This window comes from Rathayibacter sp. VKM Ac-2928 (genome assembly GCF_022815545.1).
In the GTDB taxonomy this organism is placed as follows: Bacteria; Actinomycetota; Actinomycetes; order Actinomycetales; family Microbacteriaceae; genus Rathayibacter; species Rathayibacter festucae.
The window spans coordinates 998114-1015506 of record NZ_JALGRU010000001.1 but is presented as its reverse complement, the minus strand read 5'-3'; the positions used below and the strand labels follow the sequence as shown (position 1 = coordinate 1015506).

The window sequence follows — 17393 nt, the reverse complement described above, 5'->3', positions numbered from 1 at the left end:
GGGACGGCCTAGGGTGACCTGATGCCCACCGGATCGACGCCCGCCGCATCGGTGCCCGTCGCATCGGTGCCCGTCGCACCGACGCCCGCACTCTCCGCCGCGATCGTCGACTGGTTCCGCGAGAACGCCCGCGATCTGCCCTGGCGCCGCGAGGGCTTCCCCGCCTGGGGCACCCTCGTCAGCGAGTTCATGCTCCAGCAGACGCCGGTCGTTCGGGTGATCCCGCGGCTCGCCGAGTGGCTCGAGCGCTGGCCGACCCCGGCCGATCTGGCGGCCGTCCCTCCGGGTGAGGCGGTGCGCGCCTGGCAGTCGCTCGGCTACCCGCGCCGCGCGCTGCGCCTGCACGCCTGCGCCGTCGCGATCACCGAGCAGCACGGCGGGGTCGTCCCGCACGACGTCGACACGCTCCTCGCCCTCCCCGGCATCGGCGACTACACCGCGCGCGCGATCGCCGTCTTCTCCTTCGGCCACCGGCACCCCGTCGTCGACACCAACGTCCGGCGCGTGATCGCCCGCGCGATCGACGGCGCGGCCGAGCCCGGCCCGCCGCGCGCGAAGGCCGACCTCGCCGCGATGGAGGCACTCCTCCCCGACGACCTCGCCGACGCCGCCGCCTTCAACGCGGGCGCGATGGAGCTCGGCGCGATCGTCTGCACCGCCCGCGCTCCCCGCTGCGACGCCTGCCCGATCCGAGACGCCTGCGCGTGGCGGGCCGCCGGCTACCCGGCCTACGACGGCCCGGTCAAGGCGCGGCAGAAGAAGTACGAGGGCTCCGACCGGCAGGTCCGCGGCCTGATCCTCGCCGAGCTCCGCGCCGCGCACGGCCCGGTGACCGCGGCCGAGATCGCCTCGCTCTGGCCGGACGCCGAGCAGCGCGACCGCGCCCTCGCCGGCCTCCTCGCCGACGGCCTGGCCACAGGCACGCCGGAGGACGGCTACCTGCTCCCCCACTCCTGAGCGGCGCTCCGGTGTCGGACGGGGCGGGTAGCGTGGCGCCGTGACCGGTCGCCGCCTCCGACTCCCCCGCCCCGACGCCGAGCTCGACAGCGCGCTCGCCGCCGTCCGCACCGCGAACGACCTGCCGGGCGCCTTCCCGCCCGACGCCCTCGCCGAGGCCGAGCAGGCCGACCGCACGGCGGACGACACGAGCCGGATCGACCTCACGGGCGTCCCCTTCGTCACGATCAACCCGCCCGGCTCCCTCGACCTCGACCAGGCCGTGCACCTCGAGCGGCGGTCCACCGGAGTCGTGCTCCGCTACGCCATCGCCGACGTGCCGGCCGTCGTCCGTCCCGGCGGCGCCCTCGACGCCGAGACCCGCCGCCGCGGCCAGACCTACTACCTCCCCGACGGCCGCGTCCCGCTGCACCCGCCGGTCCTCTCCGAGGGCACCGCCTCGCTGCTGCCCGACGTCGAGCGCCGCGCCCTGGTCTGGACCCTCGAGCTCGACGACGCCGCCGAACCGCGCACGGTCCGCCTCGAGCGCGCCCTCGTCCGCAGCACCGCCCGGCTCGACTACGCCGGCGTCCAGCGCAACGTCGACGCCGGCGAGCCGCACCCCTCGATCGCGCTGCTCCCCTGGTTCGGCGCCGAGCGCCTCGCCCGCGAGGCCGAGCGCGGCGGAGCGAGCCTCGCCCTCCCCGAGGAGGAGATCGTCGCCGTCGACGGCGGCTACCGGATCGAGCGCCGGGCACCCCTCCCCTCGGAGGGCTGGAACGCCCAGGTCTCGCTGCTCACCGGCATGGCGGCCGCGACGATGATGCTCGACGCGGGGGTCGGCATCCTCCGCACCATGCCCGCGGCCGATGAGGACACCGTCGCCGCCTTCCGCGCCCGCACCGAGGCCCTCGGCGTCCCCTGGGGCGCCGACGAGCTCTACGGCGCCTACCTCCGCCGCCTCGACACCGCCGACCCCGCACAGCTCGCGATCATGTCCGCCGCGGCGACGCTCTTCCGCGGCGCCGGCTACACCGCCTTCGACGGTGCCGCCCCGGAGCAGCCCGAGCAGTCCGCCCTCGCCGCCCCGTACGCGCACGTCACGGCCCCGCTCCGCCGCCTGGTCGACCGCTTCGGCCTGGCCACCTGCCTCGCGATCTCGACCGGAGCGGAGCTCCCGGCCTGGCTCCGCACGGCCCTGCCCGAGCTGCCCGCCCTGATGACCGCGAGCGACCGCCGCTCCGGAGCCGCCTCCCGCGCCGCCACCGCCGTCGTCGAGGCCGCGATCCTCCGCGGCCGCGAGGGCACCTCCTTCGAGGGCGTCGTCGTCTCCTCCGCGAGGACCCGCTCGCAGGTCCAGCTGCTCGACCCGGAGATGACCGTCGACGTCCCGGTGCCGCAGACGCCGGGAGCCCGTGTCGTCGTCGTCCTGGAATCGGTCGACGTCGCCACGGGCTCCGCGGTGTTCAGGCCTGCTGCCTAGTCCTCGTCCTCGTCCTCGCGCGGCTTCACGTAGGGGTCGGCGTCGCCGGCGTAGTCCGCCTTCGCGGCGAGCGACTGCACCTGGGTGTCCTGGTTGCGCGCCGTCGCGAGGAGGTCCTCGATGTGCTTCGCGTTCTCCGGGATCGCGTCGAGGATGAACTCGAGCGACGGCGTCAGCCGCGCCGTGATGTTCTTGCCGACCTCCGTGCGGAGCATGCCGGTCGCCGCCTTCAGGGCGAGCGCCGAGTCGGCTCGCTCCTCGTCGGTGCCGTAGACCGTGTAGAACACGGAGGCGTGCTGCAGGTCACCGGTCACCTGCACATCGGTGATGGTGACGAAGCCGAGTCGGGGGTCGCGGAGTCCGCGCTCGAGCCGCTTGGCGACGATCACCTGAATCCGTTCGGCGAGCTTCCTCGCCCGTGCCGGATCTGCCATGGCTGGTCCTCATCTCTCTCGACGAACCGTTCGGCTCGCCATCTAACCACTCCCCGGCAGTCCTGCCGGTCGTCTTGCTGGGGGCTTGCCCTCGCGAGCTCACCCCAGGTCTTCGTGCTGGCTGCAGCGCGGCTGCGCCGGCGCGGGTGGGGTGCCTCGCCGCGGCTCCTTCCCGCGCGGCTGCGCCGCGCCCGCCAGACCCGAGCCAGGAGCCGCGACGAGACACCCCACCCGCACCTCCCGTCAATACAGGCGGAAGTACGTACTCCCGGTCCCCCTCCCGCGCAGGCGCCCCACCCCACGTGCTGGTGCAGGTACCCGACGCGACATACCTCGGAGACCGGGCCCCCTCTGCACGTGCTGGCGAGTCGATCCTCCCGATCCCTCGTCAGACCTCCAGCCCCAAAGGGCAGGGCCCCTGGAACGCCGGAAGGCCCGGGCGGACCCGGGCCTTCCAGTGAGCATCAGGGTCAGCCTCGCGGCTTCTCCTTCATCTCGATCGTCTCGATCTCGTCGCCGATCTGGATGTCGTTGTACTTGCCGAGACCGATACCGGCCTCGTAGTCCGTACGGACCTCCGTGACGTCGTCCTTGAAGCGACGCAGCGACTCGATGGCGAGGTTGTCCCCGACGACGACGCCGTCGCGGATGACGCGCGCCTTCGAGTTGCGGGTGATCGTGCCGGAGCGGACGATGACACCCGCGATGTTGCCGACCTTGGAGGAGCGGAACACCTCGCGGATCTCGGCGACACCGGACTGGACCTCCTCGTACTCGGGCTTGAGCATGCCCGTGAGCGAGTTCTCGACCTCTTCGATCGCGTTGTAGATGACCGAGTAGAAGCGGATGTCCACTCCCTCTCGAGCAGCGCGCTCGCGGGCCTTCGGGTCGGGGCGGACGTTGAAGCCCACGATGATCGCGTTGTCGATCGTCGCGAGGTTGACGTCCGACTCCGTGATCGCACCGACACCGCGGTGGATGATGCGCAGCTGCACCGAGTCGTCGACCTCGATCTTGACGAGCGACTCCTCCAGCGCCTCGACGGCACCGGACACGTCGCCCTTGATGATGAGGTTGAGCGACTCGACCTTGCCCTCCTCGAGAGCGCGGGTGAAGTCCTCGAGCGAGATGCGCTTGCGGGCCTTGGCCAGCAGGGCGTTGCGCTGAGCGGCTTCGCGCTTCTCGGCGATCTGGCGGGCGGTGCGGTCCTCCTCGGTGACGAGGAAGGTGTCGCCGGCGCGGGGCACGGACGAGAGTCCCTGCACCTGCACCGGTCGCGACGGCACGGCCTCGAGGACGGCGACGCCGTTCTCGTCGGCCATCGCACGGACGCGGCCGTAGGCCGTTCCCGCGACGATCGCGTCGCCGACGCGCAGCGTTCCCGACTGGATGAGGACCGTCGCGACGGCACCGCGTCCCTTGTCGAGCTTCGCCTCGATCGCGACTCCGCGGGCCTCCTTGTCGGGGTTGGCGCGCAGGTCGAGACCGGCGTCCGCGGTGAGCAGCACGGCGTCCAGGAGGTCCTGGATGCCGGTGTTCGCGCGGGCCGACACGTCGACGAACATGACGTCTCCGCCGTACTCCTCGGCGACGAGGCCGAACTCGGTCAGCTGCTGGCGCACCTTGGCCGGGTTGGCGTCGGGCTTGTCCACCTTGTTGACCGCGACCACGATCGGCACGTTGGCCGCCTGGGCGTGGTTCAGCGCCTCGATGGTCTGCGGCATGATGCCGTCGTCCGCCGCGACCACGAGGATCGCGATGTCCGTGACCTGGGCACCGCGGGCTCGCATGGCGGTGAACGCCTCGTGACCCGGGGTGTCGATGAAGGTGATCGGGCGCTCGATGCCCTCGTGCTCCGCGACGACCTGGTACGCACCGATGTGCTGCGTGATGCCGCCCGCCTCGCCGGCGACGACGTTGGCGTTGCGGATCGCGTCGAGCAGGCGCGTCTTTCCGTGGTCGACGTGACCCATGACGGTGACGACGGGGGGACGGATCTGGAGGTCTTCGTCCGTCTCGTCCTCGAGCTCCTGCTCGAGGTCGAGACCGAAGCCCTCGAGGAGCTCCTTGTCCTCGTCCTCGGGCGAGACGACCTGGATCTTGAAGCCGAGCTCACCGCCGAGCACCTCGAAGGTGGCCTCGTCGAGCGACTCGGTCGCCGTCGCCATCTCGCCGAGGGCGAAGAGGACGGTGACCAGGTTGCCGGGGGGCACCGGCACGCCGGTCATGGCCTCGATCTTGTCGGCGAAGTCGGAGATCGACGCGCCGCGGCGCAGACGGATGACCGTCTTGCCGTCGCCGCGGGGGACGCTGACGCCGCCGAGCGACGGGGCCTCCCTGAGCTCGAACTCCTGACGCTTCGTGCGCTTCGACTTGCGGGCCTTGCTCTTGCCGCCACCGCGACCGAAGGCACCCGCGGTGCCACCGCCGGGGCCGCGACCGCGACCGCCGCCGCCGCCGGGACGAGGGGCGAAGCCGCCACCCGCTCCGGGAGCGCCGCCGGGACGCTGGAAGCCGCCGCCGGCCGGACGGCCGGGGCCGCCGGGACGACCCGCTCCGCCACCGGGACCGCCGGGACGCTGGCCGAAGCCGGCGGGGCGCTGGCCCATGCCGGGTCCACCCGGTCGGGGCGCACCGGGGCGGGGAGCCGCGGGACGGGGGATGTTGCTGGGCGTCGGGCGCGAGCCCATGCCCTGCGAGCTGGCGAACGGGTTGTTGCCCGGACGCGGGGGCGTCGGGGGACGCTGGCCCATGCCCTGGTTGCTCGCGAAGGGGTTGTTGCCCGGACGCGGGGCGCCACCGGGACGGCTGGAGCCGCCGGGAGCGGAGCTGCTGCCGCCGGACTTCGGCGGGGCTGCCGCCGGGGCCGGACGCGGGGTCGCCGGCTTCGGTCCGCCGGGGGTGGCGGGCGAGGCAGCGGGGGTCGCTGCGGCGGGCTTCTCGGCCGCGGGCGCCGGAGCGGCGGCCTCGGTCGGAGCCGGAGCGGCGGGGGCGTTCGCAGCGGCCTGGGCGCGAGCCGCGGCCGCGGCCTCCTGGGCGGCCTGAGCGGCCGCCTGACGCTCGGCGACCGACATCGGCGGAGCCGGCGCCGGAGCGGGCGGCTTGGCCGGGCCGGGCATCGGCGCGGAGGGGCGGGCACCCGAGGGGCGGGGAGCCCCGGGACGGGCGGTGCCGGCGGTGGGCGCCGACGGGGTCGACGATGCACCCGTGCTCGCGCTACCCTGGAGGGCCTGGCGGAGCTTGCGGGCGACGGGGGGTTCGATGCTGGAGGACGGTCCCTTGACGAACTCGCCCAGTTCTTTCAACTTCGCAAGTGCGACCTTGCTGTCGACGCCGAGTTCGGCGGCGATCTCGTGCACGCGTGGTTTAGCCACTTCTCTCCTGTCTCGGACCTGCGCCCAAGACGGGGCAGGCCATCACAAACGGACGGATCTCATTTCGAGCCGCTCATCAGTCGTTGCTCATGATCAGTTCACGGGCCGTTCTGCCTGTTCTCTCTGCGGTGTGATCGTTCGCCTGGCCGGTTCCTCAGGGTGAGGAGCCGAGCCGGTCAGGTCACGGGTGACGTACTGCTCCACGGCGCTCGCGTCCACGCTCTCGCGCGTCCGGAACGCCCTGCTGAACGCGCGGCGCTTCACCGCGAGCTCGTAGCAGTCGTACGCGTCGTGCAGCCACGCTCCCCGCCCAGCACGGACACCCTGCGGATCTACCACGAGGACGTTCGAGGGGAGGACGAGCCTCAGAAGTGAGGCCCTTGGGGCGCGCAGACGGCAGCCGACGCACGTTCTGACGGGTTCCACTGTACTCCCTCGTTCCCGGGAGCGCCTCCCCGCACCGCCGACAGCGGGGATCACTCCCCGTCCATCACCGAATCGGGCTGGATGTCGATCTTGGCGCCGGTGAGCTTGGCGGCGAGTCGGGCGTTCTGACCCTCCTTGCCGATCGCGAGCGAGAGCTGGTAGTCCGGCACGAGGGCGCGGACGGCCTTGAGGCTCTGGTCGATCACGAAGGCGCTGGTCACCTTGGCGGGCGAGAGCGCGCTGGCGACGAAGGTCGGCAGGTCGGAGGAGTAGTCGACGATGTCGATCTTCTCGTTGTTCAACTCCGCGGTCACCGCACGGACTCGCTGGCCGAGCTCGCCGATGCACGCGCCCTTGGCGTTGACGCCCGGCTCGGTCGCCCGCACGGCGATCTTGGTGCGGTGGCCGGCCTCGCGGGCGAGCGAGACGATCTCGACGACGCCGGAGGCGATCTCCGGGACCTCGAGGGCGAAGAGCTTGCGGACGAGCGACGGGTGCGTCCGCGAGACCTGGACCGACGGACCCTTCGGGCCGCGGCTGACGCTCGTCACGTAGACGCGGATGCGGCGGCCGTGGCTGTAGTCCTCGCCGGGCACCTGCTCCTCGGGCGAGAGGATCGCCTCGATCGAGCCGAGGTCGACGTGGATCATCTTCGGGTTGGGGCCCTGCTGGATGACGCCGGCGACGATGTCGCCCTCGCGGCCCTTGAACTCGCCGAGGACCTTCTCGTCGCCGATGTCGCGCAGCCGCTGGTTGATGACCTGCTTGGCGGCGAAGGCCGCGATGCGGCCGAAGTCGCGCGGCGAGTCCTCGGACTCGCCGACGACGGCGCCCTCCTCGTCGATCTCGGGGACGAACACGCTGACGTGCCCGGTCTTGCGGTCGAGGTGCACGCGGGCGTCCACGGCGGTGGCCTTGTCGGCGTCGTCCGCCTGGCCGATGTGCTTGAGGTAGGCGGTGAGGATCGCCTGCTCGATGATCTGCACGAGTTCCTCGAAGGGGATCTCGCGCTCGCGCTCCAGCAGGCGCAGAACGCTCAGGTCGATGTCCATGGGCGGGCCTTTCTCTCTATTCACTTGGGGCGTGGCGGCGCAGCGCGACCACGTCGAAAACCGGTCCGACGCCGGCGGCGCCACGGCCGGAGCCGGGCCCGCGCGTCGGGACCATTGAGCATAACCGACCGCGCTGAGGGCGGACGGGACGGAGGGACCGGAGCCGCTCAGGCTCCGAGGCGGGCGAGCGCCTCGGCGGCGGGCAGCTGCTCGCGCTCGCCGGTGCGCCGGTCCCAGAGCTCGACGATGCCGTCGGCGGCGCTGCGGCCGGCGATGACGATCAGCGGCACGCCGATCAGCTCGGCGTCGCCGAACTTGACGCCCGGTGAGACCTTGGGCCGGTCGTCGATCAGCACGTCGCGGCCCGCGGCCTCGAGCGAGGCGCCGACCGACTCCGCGAGCGCGAGCGCCGCCGGGTCCTTGCCGGTCGCGATCACGTGCACGTCGAACGGCGCGACGTTCTCGGGCCAGATGAGACCGCGGTCGTCGTGGTTGCTCTCGGCGATGATCGCGAGGATCCGGGTCACGCCGATGCCGTAGGAGCCCATGGTGACGGTGACGAGCTTGCCGTTCTCATCGAGGACCTTGAGGCCGAGGACCTCCGCGTACTTGCGGCCGAGCTGGAAGACGTGGCCGATCTCCATGCCGCGGGCGGTCTCGATCGGGCCGGAGCCGTCGGGAGCGGGGTCGCCGCTGCGGACGTCGGAGACCTCGACGACGCCGTCGCCGGAGAAGTCGCGGCCGGCGACGAGGTCGAGCACGTGCTTCCCGGCGGTGTTCGCCCCGGTGATCCAGGAGGTGCCCTCGACGACGCGGGGGTCGAGCAGGAAGCGGATGCCGCTCGCGGACTCCTCCCCCAGGACGGCGCCCTCGGCCGACCACGGGCCGATGTAGCCCTTGACCAGCGCGGAGTGCTTCGCGAAGTCCTCCTCGGTCGCGGCCTCGACCTCGGCGGGGGCGAAGGCGACCTCGGCGCGCTTGAGGTCGACGTCCCGGTCGCCGGGCAGCCCGACGACGACGAGCTCGCGGGTCCCGTCGAGCGCGGTGAGCGCGAGGACGACGTTCTTGAGCGTGTCGCCGGCGGTCCAGGCGCGGCCGTCGGCGCGCGGCTCCTGGGCGTTGGCGAGGTCGACGAGCGTCTGGATGGTCGGGGTGCCGGGCGAGTCGAAGACGCGCGCCTCGGCGAGTCCGTCCACGGGCAGCGCCTCGGGCACGGGGGTCCGGTACGCCTCGACGTTGGCCGCGTAGCCACCCACCGAGCGCACGAAGGTGTCCTCGCCGACCGGAGTCGGGTGCAGGAACTCCTCGCTGCGCGAGCCGCCCATCGCGCCGGCGTCCGCCTGCACGATCACGTACTCGAGGCCGAGCCGCGCGAAGATCCGCTCGTACGCGTCGCGCTGCACCTGGTAGCTCGCGTCGAGACCGGCGTCGGTGTAGTCGAAGGAGTAGGCGTCCTTCATGGTGAACTCGCGACCGCGCAGGAGGCCTGCGCGGGGGCGCGCCTCGTCGCGGTACTTGTCCTGGATCTGGTAGAGCGAGAGCGGCAGGTCCTTGTAGGACGAGTAGAGGTCCTTCACCAGGAGGGTGAAGAACTCCTCGTGGGTCGGCGCCAGCATGTAGTCCGCGTCCTTGCGGTCCTTCAGGCGGAAGACGCCGTCGCCGTACTCGGTCCAGCGGCCGGAGAGCTCGTAGGGCTCGCGGGGCAGCAGCCCGGGGAAGTGGACCTCCTGCGCGCCGGCGGCCGCCATCTCGGCGTGGATGATCGCCTCGATGCGGCGCTTGACCTTGAGACCGAGGGGCAGCCAGGCGAAGACGCCGGGGGCCTGACGGCGGATGTAGCCGGCCCGGACCAGGAGGCGGTGGCTCGCGACCTCGGCGTCGGCCGGATCCTCTCGGAGGGTGCGGACGAACAGGTGCGAGAGACGGGTAACCACGAGGGACGATCCTATCCGGAGTCCGCGGCGGGGTGTCCCGCGCGGTCCGGGGTGGCGGCGGACCGGGCGTGTGCCGGTCCACCGCCCGCGGTCACTTCGAGACGACGACCACCGGGGAGCCGGTCGAGGTGTCGTCGGCGGGCATCTCGGCGGCCAGCCGGTTGGCCTCCTCGATGAGCGTCTTGACGATCTCGGACTCGGGGACGGTCTTGATGACCTCGCCCTTGACGAAGATCTGGCCTTTGCCGTTACCGGAGGCGACGCCGAGGTCGGCCTCCCGGGCCTCGCCCGGTCCGTTGACGACGCAGCCCATGACGGCGACGCGCAGCGGGACGCTCATGCCCTCGAGACCGGCGGTCACGTCGTTGGCGAGCGTGTAGACGTCGACCTGCGCACGGCCGCAGCTCGGGCAGGAGACGATCTCGAGCTTGCGCTCGCGGAGGTTGAGCGACTGCAGGATCTGCAGGCCGACCTTGACCTCCTGCGCGGGCGGCGCGGAGAGCGAGACGCGGATGGTGTCGCCGATGCCCTCGCCGAGCAGGATGCCGAACGCCGTCGCCGACTTGATCGTGCCCTGGAACTCGGGGCCGGCCTCGGTCACGCCGAGGTGCAGCGGCCAGTCGCCGCGCTCGGCGAGCTGGCGGTAGGCCTGGACCATGATCACCGGGTCGTTGTGCTTGACCGAGATCTTGAAGTCGTGGAAGTCGTGCTCCTCGAAGAGGCTCGCCTCCCAGACGGCGCTCTCGACGAGCGCCTCCGGGGTGGCCTTGCCGTACTTCTGCAGCAGGCTGGGCTCGAGCGAGCCCGCGTTGACGCCGATGCGGATGGAGACGCCGGCGGCCTTCGCGGCGGCGGCGATCTTGCCGACCTGGTCGTCGAACTTGCGGATGTTGCCCGGGTTCACCCGGACGGCCGCGCAGCCGGCGTCGATCGCGGCGTAGACGTAGTTCGGCTGGAAATGGATGTCCGCGATGACGGGGATCTGGCTCTTCTTCGCGATGATCGGCAGCGCCTCCGCGTCGTCGCGGCTCGGCACGGCGACGCGCACGATGTCGCAGCCGGAGGCGGTGAGCTCGGCGATCTGCTGGAGCGTCGCGTTGATGTTCGTGGTCGGCGTCGTGCACATCGACTGGACGCTGACCGGGGCGTCGCCGCCGACCAGCACCTTCCCGACCTTGATCTGACGGGTCTTCCGGCGGGGGGCGAGGGTCACGGGGACCTTGGGCAAACCCAGATTCACAGCAGGCACGAGCCCCATCGTACGCGCGCCGCACGGCCGGACGCCGCCGCTCCCCCGGTTCCCAGGTCCCGCCGATCTCCGCCGTCCGCGCCGGCCCTGCCTCCCCGAGTGAGCGACCCGCCGACGTCCGATCCGCAGGCGATCCCCCGCCCGCCACGCGTCCATACCTGTCCCCTCGACTCCTCCCCGCCCCCTCGCCTGCAGATCAGACCGACCTCTCGCGGCGAGCCGGGCAGGGACCGGCGCCACCTCCGAGGCGAACGCGCGAATCGCGTGCCAGCGATTCGCGCTAGCCGACCGCAACACGCTCCTCCCCACGCAACCCGTCGCAAACCCGACCGCGGCGAGCCGGGCGAGGACCGGCGCCACCTCCAAGGCGAACGCGCGAATCGCGTGCCAGCGATTCGCGCTAGCCGACCGCAACCCGCTCCTCCCAACACCACCCGTCGCAAAGCCGACCGCGGCGAGCCGGGCAGGGACCGGCTCGCAAGACAGCTCAGAACAGCGTGATCGGCTTGACGATGTCGGCGTAGATCAGCAGCGCGCTCATGCCGCCGAGGAGCAGGACGACCGCGTAGGTCAGCGGGAGGAGCTTGGCGATGTCGACGGGGCCGGGGTCGCGGCGGCCGAAGAGCTTGGCGATGCGGCGGCGCAGGCCCTCCCAGAGGGCGCCGGCGATGTGGCCGCCGTCCATGGGGAGGAGGGGGACGAGGTTGAAGACGAAGAGCGCGACGTTGAGGGAGGCGAGGACGCCGACCATCGTCTGCACTTTGGAGACGACGGGCAGCTGGTCGGAGGCGGCGATCTCGCCGGCGATGCGGCCGACGCCGACGACGCTGATCGGTCCGTTGGCGTCACGGGCCTCGGTGCCGAAGGCGGCCTGCGCGACGTCGATGAGGCGCTGCGGCAGGTTGAGGATGACCCCCGCGACGCTCCTGATGTTCTCGCCGACGGTGCCGGGGACCGCGGTGATCGGCTGCTGCACGAGGGCCTGGGTCGGCGAGATGCCGATGAAGCCGACGGTCTGCGTCTCGACCGCGCCGGAGGAGTCGAGCACCGCGTTGCCCGCGGCGTCGGTGACGGCCACCTCGTTCTCGGCCGGGGTGATGGTCAGGGTGAGGGGCTGCCCGTCGCGCTCGACGGCGACGCTGAGCGGCACGCCGGCGGACGCGCGGATGATCGGGGTGAGGTCGTTCCAGGAGGAGACGGGCGTGCCGTCGATCGCGGTGATCGTGTCGCCGGGCAGGATGCCGGCGGCGGCGCCGGGCGCGAGCGGGTCGTCGGCGGAGCAGCTCTCGGTGGTGGTGTCGCTCGCCGGGACCACGCACTGCGAGACGGTGGAGATGGTCGACGTGTTCTGGGCGACGCCGATGCCGCAGAGCAGCACCGCGAAGAGGACGGTGGCGATCACGAGGTTCATGAACGGGCCGCCGAACATCACGATCACGCGCTTCCAGACCGCGAGCCGGTAGAAGGCGCGGTGGTCCTCGCCCTCGCCGATGGTCTCGGCGCTGGCGGCGCGGGCCTCGTCGATCATGGTCGCGTAGCCGCCGCGGCGGGGCTCGGGGTCGGGCGCCGACTCGTTGCCGTTCAGCCCGTTGAAGAAGCCCGTGCTCGACTCGCCGACGCGGTCGCCCGGGTGCTTGGGCGGGTACATCCCGATCATCGCGATGTAGCCGCCGAGGGGCAGCGCCTTGACGCCGTACTCCGTCTCGCCGCGGCGGACGGAGAAGACCGTCCGGCCGAAGCCGATCATGTACTGCGTGACCTTGACCCCGAAGAGCTTCGCCGGAACGAGGTGTCCGACCTCGTGCAGCGCGATCGACAGGGCGACGCCCACGGCGATGATGACGACGCCGAGGACGAAGAGCAGCACGGATTCCACTCGGTCACTGTAGGCCGCGGGGTGACCCCTCGGCTGGAGAGGCGCTGGAGGATCGCGATGAGGGCGCGATCAGCCCGTCGCGCTCAGGCGGAGGCGATCCGCGCGTCCGCCGTGCGGCGCGCCCAGGCCTCGGCCTCGGCCAGCGACTCGCGGGTCAGCTCGCCGTCCACGGTGTGCGCGTCGACGACGGCCTCGACCGTCGCGAGGATGTCCAGGTAGCCGATCCGACCGGCGTGGAACGCCTGCACGGCCTGCTCGTTCGCGGCGTTGAAGACGGCCGGGTACGACGCCCCCGCGACTCCGACCTTCTTCGCGAGCCGGACGGAGGGGAACGCCTCCTCGTCGAGCGGCTCGAACGTCCAGGACTGCGCGCGGGTCCAGTCCAGCGGGACGCCGGCGCCGGCGACGCGGTGCGGCCAGTCGAGGCCGAGCGAGATCGGCAGCCGCATGTCGGGCGGCGAGGCCTGGGCGATCGTGGAGCCGTCGACGAACTCGACCATCGAGTGGACGATCGACTGCGGGTGCACGGTGACGTCGATCCGGTCGTAGGGCACGTCGAAGAGCAGGTGCGCCTCGATGACCTCGAGGCCCTTGTTGACGAGCGTCGACGAGTTGGTGGTGACCACGAGGCCCATGTCCCAGGTCGGATGCGCGAGCGCCTCCGCCGGGGTGACGTCGCGGAGGGAGGCGCGGTCGCGCCCGCGGAACGGACCGCCCGACGCGGTCAGCACCAGCCGGCGGACCTCGCGGTGCTCCCCCGCGAGCAGCGCCTGCGCGATCGCCGAGTGCTCGGAGTCGACGGGCACGATCTGGCCGGGAGCGGCGAGCGAGGTGACCAGCTCGCCGCCGACGATCAGCGACTCCTTGTTCGCGAGGGCGAGGGTGCGGCCCTCCTCGAGCGCCGCGAGCGTCGGGCCGAGGCCGACCGAGCCGGTGATGCCGTTCAGGACGACGTCCGCGTCGACCGAGCGGATCAGCTGCTCGGCCTCCGCGGCGCCGAAGGCGGTGTGCTCGACGCCGAAGTCGCGCGCCTGCCGGGCGACGACCTCTCGGTTGGATCCGGCGCCCAGGCCGACCACCTCGAAGCGGTCGCGGTTCGCGCCGATGACGTCGAGGGCCTGCGTGCCGATGGACCCGGTCGAGCCGAGGATGATGACCCTGCGCATCCGCCCATCCTGGCACGGCGGCCCTCGGCCCTCCCGGGTGCGGAGCCCCTCCGGGTCAGCTCACCGCGAGGATGTCGACCACGAAGACGAGGGTGTCCGTGCCGCTGATGCCCGCGTTCGCGTTGCCCGCCTCGCCGTAGCCCTTGTCCGGCGGGATGACCACGAGCACCTGCGAGCCGACGGTCTGGCCGACCACCGCCTCCTTGAAGCCCTCGATCACGTCGCCCGTGCCGAAGGACGCGGGCGTGCCCTTGCCCCAGCTCTGGTCGAAGACCTCGCCGGTGCCCCAGACCACGCCCTGGTACTGGACGATCAGCGAGTCGCCGTCGGCCACGGTCTGCCCGTCGCCCTTCTTGAGCACCTCGAGCTGCAGCTCGGCCGGCGGGTCGGTCGCGGGGATCGTCACCGTCGGGGCGCCGTCCTCGGCGAGCGCCACCGTCGGCAGCCCGTCGACCGGGGCCTGCGGCTCGCCGGTCGCGGCCGAGGGGACGATGCCCTCGACGTCGATGACCATCACGATGGAGTCGTTCGCGGCGATCCCGAGGTCGGTGCTGCCGGCGTCGCCGAACGCGTCGGCGGGCGGGACGACCGCGACGACGCGCGATCCCACGGTGGCGCAGTTGACCGCCTTCACCAGGCCGGCCAGGTACTGCTCGGTGTCGACCTCGAAGGCCGCGCGGCCCCCGGAGGCGTAGCTGCTCGCCGAGAACTCCGCTCCGCTCGTGCCGTTGTACAGGGTGTAGTCGACGAGGACGGTGTCGCCCTCGGCGACCGTCTCGCCGGTGCCGTCGATGACGGTGGTGCCCTCGGTCGCGTCGACGCTCATCGGGGTGGGGAAGACGGTGACCGGCTTGGTCCCGAAGTCGCCCGCCGCGTCCACCGCCGCGGACGCGTCTCCGGAGGAGATGCAGGAGAGCGGAGTCGGGCTCGCACTCGGGGTCGCCTCGGGGGTGCCGGGGGTGCCCGGCGTGCAGGCCGCGAGGCCGAGGGAGGCGCCGAGGACGGCGAGGATCGCGAGGGTTCTGCGCACGGGTGCACCTTTCCTGCCCGGCAGGGAGCGGGACGACGTCGGGGGGATCGGTCCATCCTGCGGGCTGCGCCTCTGCCCCGGCTGAACGATCCCTCCACGGCGCCCACCCGGTCGCGCCGCCCCGGAGCGTCCCCGGCCCCCTCCCCGGGAGCCGCGCCTAGCATGGAGGAATGCGTGAATTCTCGGTCCCCCAGTCCCGCGCGCTCGTCACCGAGCTCCCCGGCCCCCGCTCGATCGCGCTGCAGGAGCGCCGCGTCGCCAGCGTCTCCCGCGGCGCCGGAACCCTCGCCAACATCTACATGGATCACGCCTCGGGCGCCGTCCTGGTCGACGTCGACGGCAACCGCCTGATCGACCTCGGCTGCGGCATCGGCGTCACCACCATCGGCCACGCGCACCCCGCGGTCGCGGCCGCCGCCGCCGCGCAGGCGGAGAAGCTGACCCACACCCTCTTCACCGTGACCCCGTACGAGAACTACGTGCGGGTCGCCGAGAAGCTCGCCGAGATCACCCCCGGCGACTTCGAGAAGCACTCGATCCTCGTCAACTCCGGCGCCGAGGCGGTCGAGAACGCGGTCAAGATCGCGCGCAAGCACACCGGCCGCCGCGCGATCGCCTCGCTCGACCACGCCTTCCACGGCCGCACCAACCTCACGATGGCGATGACCTACCGCCCCTGGCCCGAGCGCGCCGGCATGGGCCCGTTCCCCGGTGAGATCTACAGCCTCCCGATGAGCTACCCCTTCCGCGACCCCGAGGGCATGACGGGCGAGGAGGCGGCCGAGCGCTCGATCGACTACATCCGCACCCACATCGGCGCCGAGGAGCTGGCGGCGCTGTTCGTCGAGCCGATCCAGGGCGACGGCGGCATCATCATCCCGGCGGCCGGCTACTTCGAGCGGCTGTCGGAGTTCTGCACCGAGAACGGCATCGTCTTCGTCGCCGACGAGATCCAGGCCGGCATCGCCCGGACCGGCGCCTGGTACTCGATCGAGCACTTCGGCGTCGTCCCGGACCTCATCACCTCGGCCAAGGGCATCGCCGGCGGCTTCCCGCTCGCCGCGGTCACCGGGCGCGCGGAGATCATGGACGCCGTGCAGCCCGGCGGCATCGGCGGCACCTTCGGCGGAAACCCCGTCTCGACCGCCGCCGCGCTCGCCACCTTCGAGGCCATCGAGTCCGAGGGGCTCATCGCCGAGGCGCAGCGCGTCGAGCGCGCCCTGCAGGCCCGCATCGGCGACTGGGCCGAGCGCTTCGCCGTCGTCGGCGAGGTCCGCGGCAAGGGCGCGATGTTCGGCGTCGAGCTCGTGCACCCCGGCACGAAGAAGCAGAACCCGGAGGCGCTCTCCGCCGTCCTCAAGCACGTCACGACGAACGGCGTCATCGCCCTGGACGCCGGCAGCTGGGACAGCGTCCTGCGCATCATGCCGAGCGTGGTCATCAGCGAGGAGCTGATCGACGACGCGGCCGGTGTCATCGAGGAGGCGCTCGCCACCTTCGGCTGAGTCACTCCCTCTGCGTCGACCTGCGGGCCGCTCCTCGTCACGAGGGGCGGCCCGCGGTCGTCCGCCCCGGCCCGCGAGAAGGGCCCCGGCGGAGCGGTCGGCGGAGCATGACCCGAGCGGCATGCACCCGCCGGTAGCGTCGGGCGAATGCCGACCGACGACGCTCCCGCACCGCCGACACCCCCGGGGATCGGCGTCTCCGCGCGCGTGGCCCGCTTCACGATGAGCCGCCTCGGCCGGATGATCTACCGCCCGATCGTCGAGGGCCGCGACAACGTCCCGCGCACCGGCCGGGTCATCCTCGCCAGCAACCACCTGTCGTTCATCGACTCCCCCGTCCTGACCCTGCTGGCGCCGCGGCCGGTGCAGTTCCTCGCGAAGGCCGACTACTTCACCGGCACCGGAGCACGCGGCGCCGCGTCGCGCTCGTTCTTCACGGCGGTCGGAGCGGTGCCCGTCGAGCGCGGCGCCGGCCAGGCCGCGCAGGAGGCCCTCGACCTCGGCCGCGCGATCCTCGAGCGCGACGAGGCGTTCGCCGTCTACCCCGAGGGCACGCGCTCGCGCGACGGCCGCCTCTACCGCGGGCGCACCGGAGTGGCGTGGCTCGCCCTCACCACCGGCGCACCGGTCGTGCCGGTCGGGCTGGTCGGCACCCAGGAGCTGCAGCCCGTCGGCTCGAGGATCCCCCGCCTGCACCGGATCACGGTGCGCTTCGGCGATCCGCTCGACCTCTCCCGGCACGGCTCGGCCGACTCGGGTCGCGCGCGCCGGCACGCGACCGACGAGGTGATGACCGCGATCCACGCGCTCTCGGGCCAGGAGGCCGCGGGCGTCTACAACGAGTCGCCGCCGGTCACCGCGGTCGAGAAGATCCGACGGGCGCTGCCGCACGAGCGGCGCTGACCGCTCCGGTCGCCGCTGCCCGAGC

General features: G+C 72.5%; 13 protein-coding genes. 4 read left to right on the top strand and 9 right to left on the bottom strand.

What is annotated here, in order from left to right; all coding sequences use genetic code 11:
* Positions 1–21 precede the first annotated feature (21 nt).
* Together MT350_RS04750 and MT350_RS04745 are read left to right on the top strand one after the other, a co-directional pair.
* Positions 22–957 carry an A/G-specific adenine glycosylase gene (locus MT350_RS04750; RefSeq protein WP_243598979.1) on the top strand — a complete coding sequence of 312 codons (936 nt, stop codon included), beginning with the start codon at positions 22–24 and terminating at the stop codon, positions 955–957.
* A gap of 40 nt (positions 958–997) precedes the next feature.
* The gene (locus tag MT350_RS04745) at positions 998–2419 is read left to right on the top strand and encodes a ribonuclease catalytic domain-containing protein (RefSeq protein ID WP_243615482.1); all 1422 of its coding nucleotides are present in this window, start codon (positions 998–1000) and stop codon (positions 2417–2419) included.
* Here MT350_RS04745 and rbfA read toward each other — a convergent pair.
* The 9 genes from rbfA to MT350_RS04700 form a co-directional block, all read right to left on the bottom strand.
* On the bottom strand, positions 2416–2853 hold the full coding sequence (gene rbfA / locus MT350_RS04740) for a 30S ribosome-binding factor RbfA (protein WP_123445535.1): 438 nt from the start codon (positions 2851–2853) through the stop codon (positions 2416–2418). The two genes, MT350_RS04745 and rbfA, sit on opposite strands and share 4 nt — an antisense overlap.
* A 470-nt stretch (positions 2854–3323) precedes the next feature.
* Complete coding sequence (infB, locus tag MT350_RS04735; RefSeq protein WP_243598977.1) at positions 3324–6227, bottom strand: translation initiation factor IF-2; 2904 nt, start codon at positions 6225–6227, stop codon at positions 3324–3326.
* A 93-nt stretch (positions 6228–6320) separates the two neighbouring features.
* A complete protein-coding gene (locus MT350_RS04730; protein ID WP_243598976.1) occupies positions 6321–6653 on the bottom strand; it encodes a YlxR family protein in 333 nt (110 codons plus the stop codon).
* 50 nt (positions 6654–6703) lie between these two features.
* Entirely contained in the window at positions 6704–7705 is a 1002-nt protein-coding gene (gene nusA, locus MT350_RS04725) for a transcription termination factor NusA (RefSeq protein ID WP_123445531.1), read from the bottom strand.
* A gap of 167 nt (positions 7706–7872) precedes the next feature.
* A complete protein-coding gene (locus MT350_RS04720; protein WP_243598975.1) occupies positions 7873–9639 on the bottom strand; it encodes a proline--tRNA ligase in 1767 nt (588 codons plus the stop codon).
* 91 nt (positions 9640–9730) lie between these two features.
* Positions 9731–10888, bottom strand: a complete 1158-nt coding sequence (ispG, locus tag MT350_RS04715) for a flavodoxin-dependent (E)-4-hydroxy-3-methylbut-2-enyl-diphosphate synthase (protein ID WP_123445529.1) — start codon at positions 10886–10888, stop codon at positions 9731–9733.
* A 487-nt stretch (positions 10889–11375) separates the two neighbouring features.
* Positions 11376–12764 carry an RIP metalloprotease gene (locus tag MT350_RS04710; protein ID WP_165909009.1) on the bottom strand — a complete coding sequence of 463 codons (1389 nt, stop codon included), beginning with the start codon at positions 12762–12764 and terminating at the stop codon, positions 11376–11378.
* An 83-nt stretch (positions 12765–12847) separates the two neighbouring features.
* A complete protein-coding gene (locus MT350_RS04705; protein WP_243598974.1) occupies positions 12848–13930 on the bottom strand; it encodes a 1-deoxy-D-xylulose-5-phosphate reductoisomerase in 1083 nt (360 codons plus the stop codon).
* A 55-nt stretch (positions 13931–13985) separates the two neighbouring features.
* The gene (locus MT350_RS04700) at positions 13986–14960 is read right to left on the bottom strand and encodes an FKBP-type peptidyl-prolyl cis-trans isomerase (RefSeq protein ID WP_243598973.1); all 975 of its coding nucleotides are present in this window, start codon (positions 14958–14960) and stop codon (positions 13986–13988) included.
* 170 nt (positions 14961–15130) lie between these two features.
* Here MT350_RS04700 and MT350_RS04695 point away from each other — a divergent pair, with 170 nt between their 5' ends.
* Positions 15131–16465: an aminotransferase class III-fold pyridoxal phosphate-dependent enzyme gene (locus MT350_RS04695; RefSeq protein WP_123445525.1), complete on the top strand. Its 1335-nt coding sequence runs from the start codon at positions 15131–15133 to the stop codon at positions 16463–16465.
* A 147-nt stretch (positions 16466–16612) separates the two neighbouring features.
* On the top strand, positions 16613–17368 hold the full coding sequence (locus tag MT350_RS04690; protein ID WP_374204643.1) for a lysophospholipid acyltransferase family protein: 756 nt from the start codon (positions 16613–16615) through the stop codon (positions 17366–17368).
* The last annotated feature ends 25 nt before the right edge of the window (positions 17369–17393 follow it).

What these genes read in the sequence shown, in the direction of transcription:
- MT350_RS04750 (WP_243598979.1), top strand. Translation starts at nt 22, where the DNA reads ATGCCCACCGGATCGACGCCCGCCGCATCGGTGCCCGTCGCATCGGTG.
- rbfA (WP_123445535.1), bottom strand. Translation starts at nt 2,853, where the DNA reads ATGGCAGATCCGGCACGGGCGAGGAAGCTCGCCGAACGGATTCAGGTG.
- nusA (WP_123445531.1), bottom strand. Translation starts at nt 7,705, where the DNA reads ATGGACATCGACCTGAGCGTTCTGCGCCTGCTGGAGCGCGAGCGCGAG.
- MT350_RS04705 (WP_243598974.1), bottom strand. Translation starts at nt 13,930, where the DNA reads ATGCGCAGGGTCATCATCCTCGGCTCGACCGGGTCCATCGGCACGCAG.
- MT350_RS04695 (WP_123445525.1), top strand. Translation starts at nt 15,131, where the DNA reads ATGCGTGAATTCTCGGTCCCCCAGTCCCGCGCGCTCGTCACCGAGCTC.
- MT350_RS04690 (WP_374204643.1), top strand. Translation starts at nt 16,613, where the DNA reads ATGCCGACCGACGACGCTCCCGCACCGCCGACACCCCCGGGGATCGGC.